Here is a 16,140-nt window from a genome sequence, read left to right on the forward strand (position 1 = left end):
GGAAGTGTCTAGATTATCCGTGGCGATTCAGTTTTACTTTTTAATGGCGTTCATTTCTTACAGCTTCTGGAAGGAGATGAAACCGCTGTAATGCAAATCTATAAAAAAATTTGTATGGATGCACTTCACTTTAACATTGTAGAACTCTTATCCGATTATGCCCCCTATCGACGATTTGGTCGCTCAGGCATGGAATTAATTGATATAAGACTATTCAGTAAAGAAGAGTGTCTGGACAGGGTTCTTCAACGTGGAACAACCCAACATAAATTGCTTTACAACGACAGAGCATTACGGTTTTTCCGTACATTTATAGATTCTGCTGAGACAGACAGCTATTATGAACTTCCTGATAGATTCAGTTGGTTTTTTTCATCCGATCAAATAAATGTATCATCGGTTGATCCCGATATTATCGAAGACATGCATGCAGTTATAGACCCTCTGGCTGCTCAAATTCATTCTTTTGTCTTGAGTGCAAAATCAGATAAAGGCGATATTAAAGCCAATAATTTATTTTTTGATTTGGAATCGAAGAGAGACTTGTTAAAAATCGTAGGGAGTTTCATTACCTCTTCACAACGAGTATCAATAACACTCCTGCCTTTAACCTTACTGAGGGTGCCTGATGCGATTGAAATATTGCTCGATTATATCAGAGAAAGTAACTTATACCCAGAACAAGTTATAGTTGAGTTTTCAGAGAGCGAAATAATCCCTGAAATTGATGAGTTCGCGCATTCAGTGCAGATACTCAAAAGTTGCGGATTAAGCGTTGCTATTAATGACTTTGGTATGGGTAATGCAGGTTTATTGTTTCTTTCGAAATTCCAGCCTGAGAAGCTCAAAATACACCCGCAACTGATACACAATATACATAAAGAAGGTTCCAAGCAGGCTATACTCCTAAGCTTAATCCGCTGCTGTGAACTTTTGGAAATAAGAATCTGTGCTACAGGAGTCGAGCAGACAGAAGAATGGATGTGGCTCGAATCCGCTGGGATATTTTGCTTCCAGGGCAATCTTTTTTCAAAATATGATAAAAATGGATATTTGAAGATCTTCTGGCCAGAATCTAATGAATTCAGCGAATGTTAAAAAGAACTTGTAGACTTATTACTTTTTCATAGGATTAACGCAGTCATACTCGGTGGGTGTCAAGCTGGAAGCGGGTGAACTAATACATAGGGAAAAGTCAGCGGGCCCGGCGGGTGCAAAGGCAATGCTTCAGTACTCAGTAAGATGCGGTAAACCGAGCAGGCTTAGATTGTTGGCCTCATTTTCGCTCACAGGAACCAGTTCATCTCTATCCCCTCCCACCAGCATTGATCCAATTAAATTTGGCTCTAAAAGCTCAGCTGGTATCGAACGGTCAGCGATACTTGCGCAGCAAACGTGCCGCGCATATACAGTGCTGGCTTACCTTTTATCAAACGTGCTCACGCCTGCATACCCTTCCCCCTTGCGATGTTAATTCTGTCAATGCATTCCCTTAATGCTTTGACTTGCTCAGGGGTAAGTTCAGATTCATCGATTGTGGCCAGAAGAGCGTTGAGGGAGCGCTCAATATCGTTTTTAGTCAACCGTAAACAGATAACCTTAACCCAACGTGGCGAGAACTTGCTGAGGCCGATTGCTCTTGTGATACGTAGTTTCATGAGATGCCTCTTAACCGCCAGTGGTGGCGATTTCAAACTCGCTTATAACACACGTGGAGAAGACTTATGTGATTATTTCGCCATAGAAATTTCTAAGGGTCGTTTCACTTGAGGACAACCAGGCTTTCAGTAAACGCCTAAATTGGTTTTCCAGCATGTCACACAAGCGCCTCGTCATAACCCGAAGCGGCTTATCAAGTGAAGGTAGTTTTTACGGTCATGCACAGGCTGGGATGTCATTTGTGTGCCAGAAGCAGACTTTAATATAGCTCCAGAGTCCCTTATGGGAGCTATTTACATCTGTCAAGCTTTAGCAAGCGGCTTCATTCGAAAACTAATACCCATACGATTAATGGCATTCATGGTGGCAATAACAATGGTAAGTTCAACCAAATCTTTTTCACCGAATACAGAAAGCGCTGCGGAATATGCTTCATCGGAAGCATGTGTTTCACTAACACGGGTAACTTCTTCCGCCCATGAGAGGGCAGCTTGCTCTATATCCGAGAATAAATAGGTAGCTTCTCGCCAGACAGGCACCAATACAATCTTTTCGACGGACATGCCACTCTTGATAAGATCGCGAGTATGTATATCTATGCAGTGTGCACAACCATTGATCTGGGAAACTCTTAAAAAAATTAAATGGATCAGCTCGGCAGGTAAACCTGTACCAGTAGTGGCGTAATGATGGAGCGCTGCTATAGCCTTGCCACCTTTATCGGAAACTTGAAACCAGTTTGGACGCTTCATCGTTATTTCCACCTTTTTGAGTTGTTTAAAATAAAAAGATGCCTCACAGAATCGCTACGACTGAATGACAGAATTTAAATTAGTACGTCTGCTCAGACGTTGTAATCTTAACCATTGATGTCATAGATAAAAGAGACAAAAAATGAGTAAAACGGTAGGACAATTATGGGATACCTCATGCAGTAAAACTGGATAACAATTTTTAAAAGCAAACCCTGAGTGTTGATAAAATCCACGGTAGAGTTCGCTTCTCGCTCATAACAGACCATTTCCTCACTATGCCCTGCCATCTGCTTTCATCCGTTGATATTTAGCTTTCAAAAGCTCCGCCGGTGTCGGCCCTTTCGGAGCAACTGGCGCAGCCAACGCCCGACGAATAGGCGGAATCGGCTTCCCGGCTAGCACCCGCTTTTCCCACATGTCCAGAATATCACCGGCCTCACGCTCGAGTTCTTTATGGCTCAGTTGGCCATCGGTTCCGCGGCGACGCAGCTCCAGACAGATGTGGTAATAAACCGGCGTTGGCCACGGATACTGCTCACTGCTTGGATACCGGAACACGAGCTTGCGCCACTTCCAGTATTCAGCCATTACGTCAGCGGTGGTGATCCCTAGCACGCAGCGCCCTTCCCTGCACCACTTGATGAACTGGCCTGGCGAAGGCAGAAACGGACGCTCCTGGCGACGCACCATGCGCATGCCGGCTTCAACCTGCTCCAGAGTGGTGATCCCGTTTTCTTTGAAGGCCAGCACCCACTGCCGGCGGATCTCGTTCACGTCTTCCTGGCTGCGATTAACCAGGCTTGCCGGGAACGCGGCCGCCAGCTGTACGAATAACCCGTTGATAATCTGCGCCACCTGCTGCGTTTGTTCGCGCTCGGTATACTGCTCTGGCATGTTGTGCGCCACGCGGCGAGCCTGCTCCCGGTCAAAATTGCGAATGCTCTCTGCGAGTTTTTTCATTCCAGCACCCCGTCAATCCAGTCGGTGTTATGCAGGTCGATGCCGCCCCGGGATGGCTTTGCCGTTCCGGTTGAACGCAGCCGCTTCGTAGTGAGCTGATCCCACTGCTTGCGCAGACTCGAGGGACTCAGGATGTTGTCTTTCCAGAACTCGTCCCGGTTGGCCCACTGGAACAAATCACAAATTTCGTAGTGAGTGCGCTTGTCCTGGACACGCATCAGCCTGATGGTATTTGCCCATTCAGCCCAGTTGGGTTCGGATAGCGATGCGTTGACGGTGAGAAGCCTGTCGTAAATCCAGCGAGCGGCCTTGAGGTCTTCAGCTGATCCCCATGATTTACCTGCCGGGGTGTATATCCCGGCGGCAGCTTCTGGATGACGTGAGAGAAACTTTTGAGTTTTCTGGTTTCGGGATTCGTCAGAATTCCGAGACGAGGATATTTTATTATTGTTCTTGTTATAGTCTTGGGTGTCTACCGTTTCCGGGAAGGTTTTTCCCGTTTTCGGTAACACTTTTCCCGATTTCGGGAAGACTTTTCCCGTTTTCGGTTTGTCTAAAATCCAGGCAGAAAGGTCAGTATTTATACCGACCGTTTTCATCACGCCCTGCTTCTGACTGAAGATAATTTTGCGATCTGCGAGCGATTTGAGCGCATCCGAAACGTGGGAATCACTCAGCCCTGTAAGCTCGGCAATCACCGTGTTCGTAACGCGGTCCTGCTTCTTGTTCCAGCCGTAGGTAAGCCAGATCACCGCTTCAAAACATTGCCACTCCCGGCCTGACATTCTCAGGCGAGGCTTGGGCTGTTGGATCTCGTTAGCGACCTTGGTATACCCATTCGACAGGTCGGCCATACGACCTCCCGGTTGTTCGTTTCTGTGGGGGAAATTGATAATTTCAGCTGTGTTTGACATACTTAGCTCCGCAATTACACTCCGTTTTTGCACCTGAAAGTCGGTTCTGTTAGCGCAGACCGGCTTTCGCCTTTTCTGAAGTCTTCACATTGCCCCCAGCATGGTTGTGACCATCGCCAGTAAAGGCGCCGTTAGGTCAGGGTCGACTCTGAACATTTCGAAAATCCCCTCGCCTAACTCCTTCAGCTTTTCCTTCTTCGGTGCATCGAGCATCAGAGCTTGCTTCGCCTCACTCACTTCTTTTTCCAACCTGGCCATCCGGTAGGCAAACGAGTCGTTCTTTACGACACGGTCACGGTATCGAAGTGGTAATACAGACATGATCGCGGGCACCAGCTGTTCGACGTTCTTTCGGTACGATAGGGAGTCCTCTTTGTTGTCGAGCCAGCGGAACAGCTTCACGTTCCAGACATCGGCCTGACCTGAGAAATCCACTCCATCAAGTTGAAATTCTTCCGCCGCTTCCTGGATTTGAAGTGCAACAGCTACGCGCCCTTCTGCCGCCGCCCAAGCTCGTACCGCTGAGCAGAGATCACGATGATCAATATCCCGCGCTGCCGATTCGCTTTGATGACACTGGAATATCAGGGGATTAGAGGAAGCTCTGCTACTCTGTTGAAATGAAACAGTTTGCATTGTTAAGGCTCCTGTTTAGGTAAACCGTCTGTGGGGTTTGGATAGAGATCTGGACGTAGTTCATGCGGAGTTACGCCTGTCATTTTGAAAATGGGAAAAATGAAATGCGGGGGTACCACCCCGTGATCACGATTCTTCCAGTGGCTTACGGACATACTTGTTACTCCAAGCGCAGTGCTTAGTTTCCTGGCAGACCCAGCAGCTCTAATTGCTTTATCAAGTGCGGACATTTTCTTCACCTTCATATTAAAAGCCAGAGTAAACCACAGATTTACACCAAATGCAAACCTGGAGTGTATTGCATGTATAAACTAAATATTTACAATGCCGATATGAGAAAAGAAGAACCCAACTTAGTACTGGTGGATCGCCTCACAGAAATCACTAACCGAGGCATCACCAAAGCAGATATGGCGCGCATAGCCGGAGTCACTCCTCAGGCCGTTAACGGCTGGTTCAAAAAAGGCGTAATTAGTAAGAAATCCGCACTTGCTATTGCAGATTCAGTAGGAGTATCGGTTGCCTGGCTTCTCGGTGAGGACGTCGGCGAAAAAAATGGCATCAAACCTGACGAACAACGATTGCTTGAGCTCTATCGCCAACTGCCTGAAGAAGAAAAGCAAAATATGCTTCGCATCTTTGCGCTTCGTCTTAAAGAACTTGATGAATTGTATGAGAAGTATATGAAAGGCCGTTTAAGAAATAATGGAGAGTGATTAACAACCTTCTATGTAGATGTCACTGATTACTCCAACACAAACAAACACTTGAATGTCATTGCTTTCAACGTTGTTGAGATATTCCGAGCAGTGAATCGCTTCATCTGAAAAATAGATTGTTTAGTGATATAATTAAGGAACTAATTATGGCTACACAGCGTACTTCTGGAGATGTGACTTTGCCTAAGTCAATTTGTTTTTTCAACCACAAGGGTGGAGTAAGTAAAACGACTACAACCTTCAATCTAGGATGGAGCATTGCAAGCAAAGGCAAGAAAGTCTTAATGGTTGATTTGGATTCTCAGTGCAACCTAAGTGGAATGGTTCTGGGTTTTGAGAAAATGGACGAAGGCCTTGAAAGCTTTTACGAGAGTCGTGAAAACTTGACGATGGGACCAATTGTCGATTACCTCATAAATGGTGGTCAACCGGAGACTTATCTTTCCCAAGATAAAGGAAAGCTAACTCCAACATTAAATGATAATCTTTTCCTTTTACCGGGGCATTTAAGCGTCTCGGATCTTGACTCGCAAATCAGTGTTTCCCTTAAGATCGCTGCAGGTATCCCTGCAACAAGAAATATTCCTGGCAACCTTCCTAAACTGTTGCAACTTGTAGCTGCGCATAATGAAGTTGATTATATTTTGTACGACCTTAGCCCGAATGTTGGCGGTTTAAATGAAGTAATGCTTATGTCTAGTGATTACTTTATTGTCCCTACTGCTCCGGACTTCTTCTGCTGGCAAGCTGTAAGTTCACTTTCGACTAATATACTGAAATGGTATCGTGAAATCCGTAATTTCAAAGAACAAAATGAATCGCATGCAAGTGCAGCCAGGTCGATTGGAAACAGTCCTAAATTCTTAGGGACGATCCAGCAAAGATATCGACCTCGTAACGGTTCTCCAGCGAAGTCCTTTGAGAAATGGATTGATAACATTAGCCAAGCCGTAGATAATATTTTGGTTCCTCAGTTAACAGAATTAAACTGTGTTATGCCAAGAGAGAAAGTACAAGAGGCGTTAACTCAGACTGAATCAGAATTAGCGGCCTATAATCTGGCCCATATTTCTGACTTCAACTCGTTGATAGCTATTAGCCAACGTTTATCAACACCTGTATTCTCGTTAACGAATCAACAAATTGCCGAAGCAGGCCAATTTGGTCATGCATTAAACACCATGCGGGAAAGCCGTGACCAATTTGCTTATCAGTTCGACAAGTTAGCCGACCGTATTCTTATTCTCACTGCATAATTTACTAACCCGGCCCAGGCCGGGTTTTTTTTACCCTGAACCGCTAAGCAAAATCCATCACTCATTTCCTCCCTCCTGAGCTCAATATCTTTTGCCTTCCTCACATCGTTATCTTCACAAAAATCGAAATGTAAACTGTAGATTTACACCCAAAGCAAACTTATGATTGACACAACTGTAAACCAGTGATTTAATCATTATCACCAAGACGCACTACAAACCACCAAGGCAGGACGCCCACGAAGTAGCCGCCGACGGCATACGAATAGTCGGATGAGGTGGAGAGATTAACGCGCATCAGGTGTAAACGTTCCGCTGGCCGGCGATAAGGCAAACGAGGGTGAGAATGATTGATTTCGCACGCAAACCAGGACGGCAGCAAGCCGTAAAACTTAACTTGTTCGAAGTGATTCTTCGCCGCTTATGTTACTTGCTGGCGCAAAAGGGGAATCCAGATGTGTAACTCAACAAAATGCGGGTATTGCGGCAAGCCGGTTACACCGGGGGAAGTAGTCAAAAGTACCCTTCTCTATCGCAACGGCTCACAGCTGGCGCGCAAAGAAAAAGAATACTGCTCTGAACGTTGTGCTTCGAACGACCAGATGGCCCACGAGGCATAACGTAAAAGCCGCGCAAGGCGGCCCGTACGTCCGGTGCTCCCGACCAAAGTTACACCGGAAAACTACTTAAAAAACCAAAGTTCACCCAATGGGCGCTATCTCTGGCCCGGGGATCTTACATCCAAAAAAGAGGATCTCACATGGAATTTTTCTATGTAGTTAAGGCTACGCAGAAATCTGGCAAAGAAGACGCAGTGATTTGGTTCACTGCTAAATCAGAAGCCCGTGCCAACCTGCAGCTCGATGTCGAGCTGGAAGATGCTGGTATTGAAACCGGCCGCGGTAAGGATTACTCAAAACCGGTTCGCACCGATTTCCCTGTTTACAACGATCTGCCTGAAGAAAGCACCGTGGATTACACCTGGTGCAAACGCTACGCCCTCCAGGACGATGGTCGCACCTGGCTGCCAAAGGCTGGTGCTGAGTTTACTAGACCAGTGGACACCACTACCGCACCGGAAGCGACCGTTAAAGTCGAAACTACCGTCGACAATGTCCCGCTTGAAAACCGCACACCAGCGGTCCGTTTTGCCGTCCATCTGACCAGCGACAAATACCAGTCACATATCACTAAAGAGCAGCAACTGGCTGCAAGCGAATTGTCACTGGATGAAGGCTACACCTATCTCCAGAACCTGCTGCTGGCGAAGAACGACATCCCGGAAGTTGCCGAACTCAGCCTGAACGCTGAGTGGAAACTGGTTCAGGCGATTAAGCAGGTATTTGCGCCAGATGAAGAGCACGAAGTAAAGCTACTTGCTGCATTCATGGCTGACTGGGCGAGAGCAGATGCCGGCGACCGCAATCAGTTAGTTGCAGAGTGGAGAAGCGGAAAGATAAATCTTCTCAAATCAGAAATCACCAGCGATGCCGACGTTACAACCGGTCAGGATCCAGAACCTGAAACCGGTATTCAGATTGACGAGAATGATGACGAAACCACACGTTATCCAGTCCTTCGTATGCCCTTCCGCAAGCAGCTACTCGCCCAGTTCACCAGCGATGAACTGCGCCACCACTTAACCCGCGAAGAATACGAAGGTATCTGCGCGCTGGAGATGGACACTGACAACAGCTATGTCCAGAACCTGCTGCTGGCGGCAGAAAACTGCGAAGAGATTAAGGGTTACGACACCAAAGACCTTTGGCGCTATACCGACGCCATTCGCAAGGTGTTCTGCCAGGAGAAGCGTCACGAACTCGCGCTGGTACTCCGTTTCACCAGAATGTGGGCTGCAACTGATTACATTGACCGTGGCATCCTAGCGCGCGAATGGGCTACTGGTAATCGCATCAATAATGTTCAGCGCACTGATTCTGGGACCAATGCAGACGGTGGCTATGTAACGGATCGCGGCGAAGGCGCGCATCACACTCTGGATACCCTCGATCTTGAGATCGCATGCGCCCTACTGCCTATGGACTTCCACCACTTCGAAATTCCTTCGAGCGTGTTACGACGTGCCAAAGAAATCGTGGCGAAGAAAGAAGAACCATGGAAATCATGGAGCGCCATCCTGCGTAATCAGCCCGGCGTACTGGCGGTGAACCGTGCGGCAATCTTCAATCTGATCCGCATCGCACCAGAAAACATTCATCACACGCCAGCGGCACATCTTGAGTTTGTGAATAAAACCATGACGGCTGAGTTTAACTCTGCTGTGGAGTTGCTGCCGCTGTCTACTCCGGCTGTTGAGACCGAAGCACCTTTTGAACAACCGCAGGTTGAAAATCTCGGCAGCGGCATGTTCTCCATCGTTTGCCTGATGGGTGGAAATACCGAACAGGTCGTCAATACCTCCTCAAATGAAGTCGAAAAAACGGAAAACGCAGCGGAAACCACCAGCGATGTGCAGATGGAAAAGACTCAGCCAGAGAAAGTCGAAAATACTGATCCGGTACATCCAGGCGAAGGCACTGATGCAGCTGATACGCAAGCAGTTACCGTAGCGCAGGAAGAGCAGAAAGCAGAACCGGTAATTGAATACCCGGCTTACTTCGAGCCTGGCCGATACGAAGGCCTACCGAATGACATTTATCACGCAGCAAACGGTATTAGCTCAACCCAGGTGAAAGATGCCCGGGTCAGCCTGATGTATTTCAACGCACGCCATGTGGCTAAAACTATCCCGCGCACAGCATCCAAAGTTCTGGACATGGGGAACCTGGTGCACGCCCTTGCACTGCAGCCGGAAACCCTCAATGCAGAGTTCAGCGTGGAGCCTGAGATCCCAGAGGGTGCTTTCACTACCACCGCAACCCTGCGCGAGTTCATTGACGCGTACAACGCCAGCCTGCCGACGCTGCTGAGCGCAGAAGAGATTAAAGCGTTGCTTGAAGAACATAACGCGTCCCTTCCCGCTCCGGTGCCGCTTGGCGCCAGCCTGGAAGAAACGGCTCAAAGCTATATGGATCTCCCTGCTCAGTACCAGCGTATTGAAGAAGGCCAGAAGCAGACAGCAACGGCAATGAAGGCATGCATTAAAGAGTACAACGCCACCCTGCCCGTGTCGGTTAAAACCAGCGGCAGCCGTGATGCGCTACTCGAGCAATTAGCGATTATCAATCCTGATTTGGTCGCACAGGAAGCGCAGAAACCGACGCCGCTGAAAGTGTCCGGCACCAAAGCAGACATGATCCAGGCAGTTAAGTCGGTTAAGCCCGATGCCATATTCGCCGACGAACTGCTGGATGCCTGGCGCGACAACCCTGGCGAAAAAATTCTGGTTACCCGCCAGCAGCTGGCCACGGCACGGGCAATTCAGTCTGCGCTCCTGGCGCACCCGACCGCTGGCATGCTGCTGACACATCCAAGCCGTGCCGTTGAAGTGAGCTACTTCGGCTTTGACGAGGAGACGGGCCTAGAAGTTCGTGTACGTCCTGACCTTGAGATCGACCTGGACGGCGTTCGCATCGGTGCTGACCTGAAAACTATCAGCATGTGGAATGTGAAGCAGGAAAGCCTGCGGGCCAGGCTACACCGGGAAATCATTGATCGGGACTACCACCTCAGTGCGGCTATGTATTGCGAGACCGCGGCGCTGGACCAGTTCTTCTGGATTTTCGTCAACAAAGACGAGAACTACCACTGGATCGCCATCATTGAGGCGTCCACCGAACTGCTGGAACTGGGAATGCTCGAGTACCGTAAAGCGATGCGCGCTATCGCAACCGGATTTGACACAGGTGAATGGCCAGCACCAATCACAGCCGACTACACCGACGAACTGAACGACTTCGACCTGCGCCGCCTCGAAGCGCTGCGCGCTCAGGCATAAGGGGAATGATGATGGAAAACATGAATATCGTAACTGCTGAGCAGCAGGCTCCAAACACTATCTCTGCCACTAACTCTATTTTCAATGTGCAGGCGCTGGGGCAGTTAACAGCATTTGCCAACCTTATGGCTGATGCAACCATCGCAGTTCCTGATCATTTGGTAGGGAAGCCTGCCGACTGCATGGCGATTGTTATGCAGGCCATGCAATGGGGGATGAACCCATATTCAGTCGCGCAAAAAACCTTCTTCGTCAACGGGAAGCTTGGGTATGAAGCGCAACTCATCAGCGCAATTCTCTCCAGTTCAGGCGCTATACGTGGACGCTTTCATTATGAGTACGGCGGGAATTGGGAAAAATGCATTCGCAGCAAAGATGTCACCGTAAAAAAGATGGGTAACAAGGGTGCGTATGAAAAAACGGAAAGAGTTCGCGACTGGTCAGATGAAGATGAGGAAGGTTTATACATCCGCGCTGGCGCGATTATCCGAGGTGAGTCGGAGATAACCTGGGGCGAACCATTGTATCTGGCAAGCGTGGCAATCAGAAATTCTCCGCTATGGGTTACAAAACCAAAGCAGCAGATTTTATATCTCGCCACTAAGGACTGGGCAAAAGCTTATTGCCCCGCGGCAGTTATGGGGTTTCAGGATGCAGATGATCTCTCCTATCGTGAAGAGAGAGTGATCAACCCTGCCCCCGCTCAGCGCCTAAATCTGGCTGAAATTAAAGGTGAAAATGTTGTAAACACGCAGGACAGTCAGGAGCCATCGGTAAATATCCACACTCTGGCCAATGAGTTCAAGGATCGCATTCTGAAAGCAGAGACACTGGATGAGGCTACCAGTATCGGCAATAAAATCAACGCGGCAAAGAATACCCTTGGGATCGCGCTGTTCACTGAGTTGAAAAACAAGGCGACCAGCCGCTACCACTTCGTGAGTGCGAAAAATAAAGTCGATGCGCTTATCAACTCCCTTCCACTGCCTGGCGAGCCAGATGCTGCTGAAAGATTCGCGGAAGCCGAGCGCGTACTTGCCGCGGCGAAACGCCACCTAGGCGATGAGCAGTACGATCAGTTCAGCATTACCCTGGCGGATATGAAACCGGAATACCAGGCCTAACGAGATCGGGAGGGGAAACCCTCCCTCTAGGAGAAGAAATGCGACTGATTAATCGAGGCAGTAAGCAATCCCCTTTGGCTCGCCAGGCATGTGAAATCGCACTCGCAGCCCACCAGCAAAGATATGGTGACTATGGGCGCAGTAAGATGAAAGAGACCTATACGGTGAGAGTGGAAGGCGTCAAGGTTTGGGTCGAGGTAGTGAACTGCAAAGCAAGCTACGTGGCCACAGCAATGACCGGCATGCGCCGGCTGCGCTCCCTGCCCGGCCAGGCAAACTGAAACTGAAATATCAACGACTAATGGCCGGCATATTTATACTCATGCCGGTTACCTGAGGTGAACCATGTCGCAGGTAATTTTTAACGAAGAATGGGTTGTTGGCGCAAGACTCACAGAAAAAACAGGCCTGACCGAACGACAGATTGAGAAGTATCGCCAGGGCTGTTGGGTGGAAGGTGTCCATTTTAAACGGGTTTCTCCTTCCGGAGAAAAAACCTTGCGTGGCACAACCTGGTACAACTATCCGAGAATTAATCAGTTAATAAGGGATGCGTAAGATGGCAGCTTTGCCTACAGGTGTCGAAATCAGAAACAATAAGATTTGTATCTGGTTTATGTACCGGGGAAAGCGTTGTCGCGAAATTCTCAAAGGTTGGATTAACACCCCGGCGAACATCAAAAAAGCCGGGAACCTTCGGGCTGTGATCGTTAGTGAGATCAACCTTGGAGAGTTTGATTACCACCAGCGCTTTCCTTCATCGTCCAGAGCAAAAAAAACCGTAACAACTGTTTCAGTTCAAACCTTTTCAGAGCTGTGTGAACTGTGGACGAGCATTAAAGAAACCGAAATTAGTGCGAATACCATGCGTAAGACTCGTTCACAACTCGGTACGTTAATGCACATCATTAATGGAGATACGCCTGTTTCAACTATACGCCACAGCGACATTCTGAAATACAGAAAGGAGCTGTTGAACGGTGAGACACTTTACCTGGCAAATTCCAGAAGTAACAAACAGGGACGCACTGTGAGTACCGTGAACAACTATATATCGCTTGTATGCTCCCTTCTTCGGTTTGCACACAAATCTGGCTTTATCAGTGGCAAACCCTTTGAAGGGATCAAGAAACTACACAAAGGGAAAGTAAAACCGGATCCTTTAACGAAGCAGGAGTTTAGTTTGCTCGCGGAATCCGAGCGTGGCCAAAGCCTCAATATGTGGACGTTCGCAGTTTATACTGGTGTCCGTCATGGAGAGCTCGCAGCTCTTGCCTGGGAAGATATCGACTGGGAAAAAGGGACGGCTCATATACAGCGCAACCTTAATGCGCTAGGAATGTTCGTCCCACCAAAAACCGAAGCAGGTAACCGGGTTATTACCCTATTAGAGCCGGCACTTGAAGCCTTGAAAGCACAGCGCAAGCTGACAGCGCTACAGCCAAAAACCGAAATTGTCTTTAATCATCGCGAGTATGGCGCAGTGGAACATCAAAGCCTGCGATTCGTTTTCATACCCCGGATGCGCAAAGGAGAACAGAAAGCCTACTACTCTTTATCGAGCATCGGTGCGAGATTCAACGCAGCTGTAAAACGTGCTGGTATTCGCCGCCGGAATCCGTACCATACGCGGCATACTTTTGCCTGCTGGCTTTTATCTGCCGGCGCTAACCCGTCTTTCATAGCCAGCCAGATGGGGCATGAAAACGCGCAAATGGTTTATGAAGTCTACGGTGCGTGGATTGAAGAAATGAATGGCGAACAGGTGCTGATGCTTAACGATAAGCTGGCACGCTGAAAAATTTTTGCCCCTATTATGCCCCTACTGGCTCCGAAGGTAGTAATAAATGCAAGAAAATCAATCAAATACAAAGAAAGAGCAATACAACCTGAATAAACTGCAAAAGCGACTACGCCGTAACGTGGGCGAAGCCATTGCAGACTTCAACATGATTGAAGAAGGCGACCGCATCATGGTTTGCCTGTCAGGGGGTAAAGACAGCTACACCATGCTGGAGATCCTGCGTAATCTTCAGCAAAGCGCGCCGGTGAATTTTTCCCTGGTGGCGGTCAACCTTGACCAGAAACAGCCGGGCTTCCCGGAGCACATTCTGCCGGAATACCTCGAAAATCTGGGCGTTGAGTACAAAATCGTCGAAGAAAATACCTACGGTATTGTGAAAGAGAAAATTCCTGAAGGGAAAACCACCTGCTCTCTGTGCTCTCGTCTGCGCCGCGGTATTCTGTATCGCACCGCGACCGAGCTGGGCGCGACCAAAATTGCCCTGGGCCATCACCGCGACGATATCCTGCAAACGCTGTTCCTCAATATGTTCTACGGCGGCAAGATGAAAGGTATGCCGCCTAAGCTGATGAGTGATGACGGTAAACATATTGTGATCCGCCCGCTTGCCTACTGCCGTGAAAAAGACATTGAGCGTTTCTCTCAGGCGAAAGGGTTCCCGATCATTCCATGTAACCTCTGCGGCTCTCAGCCGAACCTGCAGCGTCAGGTGATTGGCGACATGCTGCGCGACTGGGATAAGCGCTATCCGGGTCGTATCGAAACCATGTTCAGCGCCATGCAGAACGTCGTCCCTTCCCATCTCGCGGATGTGGAACTGTTCGACTTTAAAGGCATCAATCACGAGTCAGAAGTCGTGAACGGCGGAGATTTGGCGTTTGACCGGGAAGAGATCCCGATGCAGCCAGCAGGCTGGCAGCCGGAAGACGATGACAATCAGTTTGAAGCGTTGCGTCTGAACGTGCTTGAAGTGAAGTAAGCGGTTAGCGTCTCAGAAACACCGTCTGAGACGCTTCATGCTTTATTTCAGCAGACGTACGCGGCAGGTTTTACCCTTAATTTTCCCGTTTTGCAGCTGCTTCCATGCCTTATGGGCAACCGCCTGGCGAACCGCGACGTAGACATGCGCCGGATGGACAGCAATCTTACCGATATCCGCCCCGTCCAGCCCCACATCCCCGGTCAGTGCACCGAGTACATCACCAGGTCGCATCTTGGCTTTTTTACCGCCATCAATGCACAGGGTGGCCATTTCGGCCTCCAGCGGCACAAGGCTGACGCCGGCTGGGGGATTCATCCAGTTCAGCTTAATCTGCAGCATCTCAGAGAGAATATTGGCGCGCTGCGCCTCTTCCGGAGCGCAGAAGCTGATGGCCAGACCGCTGTTCCCGGCGCGCGCGGTGCGGCCAATACGGTGCACGTGCACTTCCGGATCCCACGCCAGTTCAAAGTTCACGACCAGCTCAAGCGATTTGATATCCAGGCCGCGCGCGGCGACGTCGGTCGCCACCAGCACGCGGGCGCTGCCGTTGGCGAAACGGACCAGCGTCTGATCGCGATCGCGCTGTTCAAGATCGCCATGCAGCGACAGTGCGCTCTGCCCGGCGGCATTCAGGGCATCACAAACCGACTGACAGTCTTTTTTGGTGTTACAGAACACCACGCAGGAGGCAGGCTGATGCTGGCTCAGTAATTTCTGCAGGAGCGGGATCTTCCCCTGCTGCGAAGTTTCAAAGAACTGCTGTTCGATGGCCGGCAGCGCATCTACGCTGTCGATTTCAATGGTAAGAGGATTTTTCTGCACGCGCCCGCTGATGGCGGCGATAGCTTCCGGCCAGGTTGCGGAGAACAGAAGCGTCTGGCGATCGGCTGGTGCGAAACGGATCACTTCGTCAATGGCCTCGCTGAAGCCCATATCCAGCATCCGATCGGCCTCATCCATCACCAGCGTTTGTAGCGCATCCAGTGAGACCGTGCCTTTTTGCAGGTGATCGAGCAGGCGTCCCGGCGTCGCGACAATAATGTGCGGCGCATGCTGCAGCGAATCACGCTGGGCACCGAACGGCTGCCCGCCGCAGAGGGTTAAAATCTTGGTGTTTGGCAGGAAACGTGCCAGGCGACGCAGTTCACCCGCAACCTGGTCTGCCAGCTCGCGGGTCGGACACAGCACCAAAGACTGGGTCTGAAAAAGCGCCGCATCGATATGCTGCAACAGGCCAAGGCCAAAGGCCGCCGTTTTCCCACTGCCCGTTTTCGCCTGCACGCGCACGTCACGGCCCTCAAGAATGGCGGGTAAGGCGGCCGCCTGAACAGGCGTCATCGTGAGGTATCCCAACTCGTTGAGGTTAGCGAGTTGGGCATCGGGCAGAACATTCAGGGTAGAAAAAGCGGTCACAATTGTCTCTCGTGGTGATC

At 49.5% G+C, this 16,140-nt stretch carries 17 protein-coding genes and 1 pseudogene; 11 read left to right on the top strand and 7 right to left on the bottom strand.

The genetic code is table 11. The annotated features are described in order from the left end of the window. Positions 1–15: 15 nt before the first annotated feature. Positions 16–1,098, top strand: coding sequence for a diguanylate phosphodiesterase (locus HMPREF3143_RS10935; protein ID WP_070533021.1), 1,083 nt, complete (start codon positions 16–18; stop codon positions 1,096–1,098). 341 nt (positions 1,099–1,439) lie between these two features. On the opposite strand, the gene HMPREF3143_RS10940 is transcribed toward HMPREF3143_RS10935, so the two are convergent. From HMPREF3143_RS10940 to HMPREF3143_RS24790, 6 genes are all read right to left on the bottom strand, one after another. Next, a complete protein-coding gene (locus HMPREF3143_RS10940; RefSeq protein WP_014832178.1) occupies positions 1,440–1,658 on the bottom strand; it encodes a hypothetical protein in 219 nt (72 codons plus the stop codon). A 303-nt stretch (positions 1,659–1,961) separates the two neighbouring features. After that, positions 1,962–2,411, bottom strand: coding sequence for a carboxymuconolactone decarboxylase family protein (locus HMPREF3143_RS10945; protein WP_014832179.1), 450 nt, complete (start codon positions 2,409–2,411; stop codon positions 1,962–1,964). 276 nt (positions 2,412–2,687) lie between these two features. Then, entirely contained in the window at positions 2,688–3,374 is a 687-nt protein-coding gene (locus HMPREF3143_RS10955) for a replication protein P (RefSeq protein WP_070533025.1), read from the bottom strand. After that, positions 3,371–4,288, bottom strand: coding sequence for a replication protein (locus tag HMPREF3143_RS10960; protein WP_070533027.1), 918 nt, complete (start codon positions 4,286–4,288; stop codon positions 3,371–3,373). The genes HMPREF3143_RS10955 and HMPREF3143_RS10960 overlap by 4 nt, the downstream gene beginning before the upstream one ends. A gap of 84 nt (positions 4,289–4,372) precedes the next feature. Continuing rightward, positions 4,373–4,924, bottom strand: a complete 552-nt coding sequence (locus tag HMPREF3143_RS10965; RefSeq protein ID WP_070533029.1) for a toxin YdaT family protein — start codon at positions 4,922–4,924, stop codon at positions 4,373–4,375. A gap of 2 nt (positions 4,925–4,926) precedes the next feature. Next, positions 4,927–5,154, bottom strand: coding sequence for a transcriptional regulator (locus HMPREF3143_RS24790; protein ID WP_084832179.1), 228 nt, complete (start codon positions 5,152–5,154; stop codon positions 4,927–4,929). Positions 5,155–5,226: 72 nt separating this feature from the next. Between HMPREF3143_RS24790 and HMPREF3143_RS10970 the strand changes: the two genes are divergently transcribed. From HMPREF3143_RS10970 to ttcA, 10 genes and pseudogenes are all read left to right on the top strand, one after another. Continuing rightward, positions 5,227–5,640, top strand: coding sequence for a helix-turn-helix domain-containing protein (locus tag HMPREF3143_RS10970; RefSeq protein WP_070533031.1), 414 nt, complete (start codon positions 5,227–5,229; stop codon positions 5,638–5,640). A gap of 149 nt (positions 5,641–5,789) precedes the next feature. Further along, entirely contained in the window at positions 5,790–6,899 is a 1,110-nt protein-coding gene (locus HMPREF3143_RS10975) for a ParA family protein (RefSeq protein ID WP_070533033.1), read from the top strand. 307 nt (positions 6,900–7,206) lie between these two features. After that, positions 7,207–7,362 (top strand): annotated as a pseudogene (locus tag HMPREF3143_RS26285) (hypothetical protein); the annotation flags it as partial. After that, positions 7,355–7,519 (top strand): YdaE family protein, encoded by a 165-nt coding sequence (locus HMPREF3143_RS26290; protein WP_072207139.1) that lies wholly within the window; start codon positions 7,355–7,357, stop codon positions 7,517–7,519. The pseudogene HMPREF3143_RS26285 and the gene HMPREF3143_RS26290, both read left to right, overlap by 8 nt. Positions 7,520–7,659: 140 nt before the next feature. Further along, the gene (locus tag HMPREF3143_RS10980) at positions 7,660–10,797 is read left to right on the top strand and encodes a RecE family exodeoxyribonuclease (RefSeq protein WP_070533035.1); all 3,138 of its coding nucleotides are present in this window, start codon (positions 7,660–7,662) and stop codon (positions 10,795–10,797) included. Between the two features lie 11 nt (positions 10,798–10,808). Continuing rightward, a complete protein-coding gene (locus tag HMPREF3143_RS10985) occupies positions 10,809–11,921 on the top strand; it encodes a RecT family recombinase (protein ID WP_070533261.1) in 1,113 nt (370 codons plus the stop codon). Between the two features lie 38 nt (positions 11,922–11,959). Then, positions 11,960–12,202, top strand: a complete 243-nt coding sequence (locus tag HMPREF3143_RS10990) for a DUF4060 family protein (RefSeq protein ID WP_020882485.1) — start codon at positions 11,960–11,962, stop codon at positions 12,200–12,202. A gap of 64 nt (positions 12,203–12,266) precedes the next feature. Beyond that, positions 12,267–12,479 carry an excisionase family protein gene (xisR, locus tag HMPREF3143_RS24795; RefSeq protein ID WP_014884030.1) on the top strand — a complete coding sequence of 71 codons (213 nt, stop codon included), beginning with the start codon at positions 12,267–12,269 and terminating at the stop codon, positions 12,477–12,479. 1 nt (position 12,480) lies between these two features. Beyond that, the gene (locus tag HMPREF3143_RS10995; protein WP_070533037.1) at positions 12,481–13,719 is read left to right on the top strand and encodes a site-specific integrase; all 1,239 of its coding nucleotides are present in this window, start codon (positions 12,481–12,483) and stop codon (positions 13,717–13,719) included. A gap of 49 nt (positions 13,720–13,768) precedes the next feature. Beyond that, entirely contained in the window at positions 13,769–14,704 is a 936-nt protein-coding gene (ttcA, locus tag HMPREF3143_RS11000) for a tRNA 2-thiocytidine(32) synthetase TtcA (protein WP_023344312.1), read from the top strand. 42 nt (positions 14,705–14,746) lie between these two features. Here the strand turns inward: ttcA and dbpA are convergent, their stop codons facing one another. Continuing rightward, a complete protein-coding gene (gene dbpA, locus HMPREF3143_RS11005) occupies positions 14,747–16,120 on the bottom strand; it encodes an ATP-dependent RNA helicase DbpA (RefSeq protein WP_023327603.1) in 1,374 nt (457 codons plus the stop codon). Positions 16,121–16,140 lie beyond the last annotated feature (20 nt).

The organism is Enterobacter sp. HMSC16D10 (assembly GCF_001807145.1).
Lineage (GTDB): Bacteria > Pseudomonadota > Gammaproteobacteria > Enterobacterales > Enterobacteriaceae > Enterobacter > Enterobacter roggenkampii.

What these genes read in the sequence shown, in the direction of transcription:
- HMPREF3143_RS10955 (WP_070533025.1), bottom strand. Translation starts at nt 3,374, where the DNA reads ATGAAAAAACTCGCAGAGAGCATTCGCAATTTTGACCGGGAGCAGGCT.
- HMPREF3143_RS10945 (WP_014832179.1), bottom strand. Translation starts at nt 2,411, where the DNA reads ATGAAGCGTCCAAACTGGTTTCAAGTTTCCGATAAAGGTGGCAAGGCT.
- HMPREF3143_RS10960 (WP_070533027.1), bottom strand. Translation starts at nt 4,288, where the DNA reads ATGTCAAACACAGCTGAAATTATCAATTTCCCCCACAGAAACGAACAA.
- HMPREF3143_RS10990 (WP_020882485.1), top strand. Translation starts at nt 11,960, where the DNA reads ATGCGACTGATTAATCGAGGCAGTAAGCAATCCCCTTTGGCTCGCCAG.
- HMPREF3143_RS10940 (WP_014832178.1), bottom strand. Translation starts at nt 1,658, where the DNA reads ATGAAACTACGTATCACAAGAGCAATCGGCCTCAGCAAGTTCTCGCCA.
- HMPREF3143_RS10965 (WP_070533029.1), bottom strand. Translation starts at nt 4,924, where the DNA reads ATGCAAACTGTTTCATTTCAACAGAGTAGCAGAGCTTCCTCTAATCCC.
- HMPREF3143_RS26290 (WP_072207139.1), top strand. Translation starts at nt 7,355, where the DNA reads ATGTGTAACTCAACAAAATGCGGGTATTGCGGCAAGCCGGTTACACCG.
- HMPREF3143_RS10985 (WP_070533261.1), top strand. Translation starts at nt 10,809, where the DNA reads ATGGAAAACATGAATATCGTAACTGCTGAGCAGCAGGCTCCAAACACT.
- HMPREF3143_RS10970 (WP_070533031.1), top strand. Translation starts at nt 5,227, where the DNA reads ATGTATAAACTAAATATTTACAATGCCGATATGAGAAAAGAAGAACCC.
- HMPREF3143_RS10995 (WP_070533037.1), top strand. Translation starts at nt 12,481, where the DNA reads ATGGCAGCTTTGCCTACAGGTGTCGAAATCAGAAACAATAAGATTTGT.
- HMPREF3143_RS10980 (WP_070533035.1), top strand. Translation starts at nt 7,660, where the DNA reads ATGGAATTTTTCTATGTAGTTAAGGCTACGCAGAAATCTGGCAAAGAA.
- ttcA (WP_023344312.1), top strand. Translation starts at nt 13,769, where the DNA reads ATGCAAGAAAATCAATCAAATACAAAGAAAGAGCAATACAACCTGAAT.
- xisR (WP_014884030.1), top strand. Translation starts at nt 12,267, where the DNA reads ATGTCGCAGGTAATTTTTAACGAAGAATGGGTTGTTGGCGCAAGACTC.
- HMPREF3143_RS24790 (WP_084832179.1), bottom strand. Translation starts at nt 5,154, where the DNA reads ATGTCCGCACTTGATAAAGCAATTAGAGCTGCTGGGTCTGCCAGGAAA.
- HMPREF3143_RS10975 (WP_070533033.1), top strand. Translation starts at nt 5,790, where the DNA reads ATGGCTACACAGCGTACTTCTGGAGATGTGACTTTGCCTAAGTCAATT.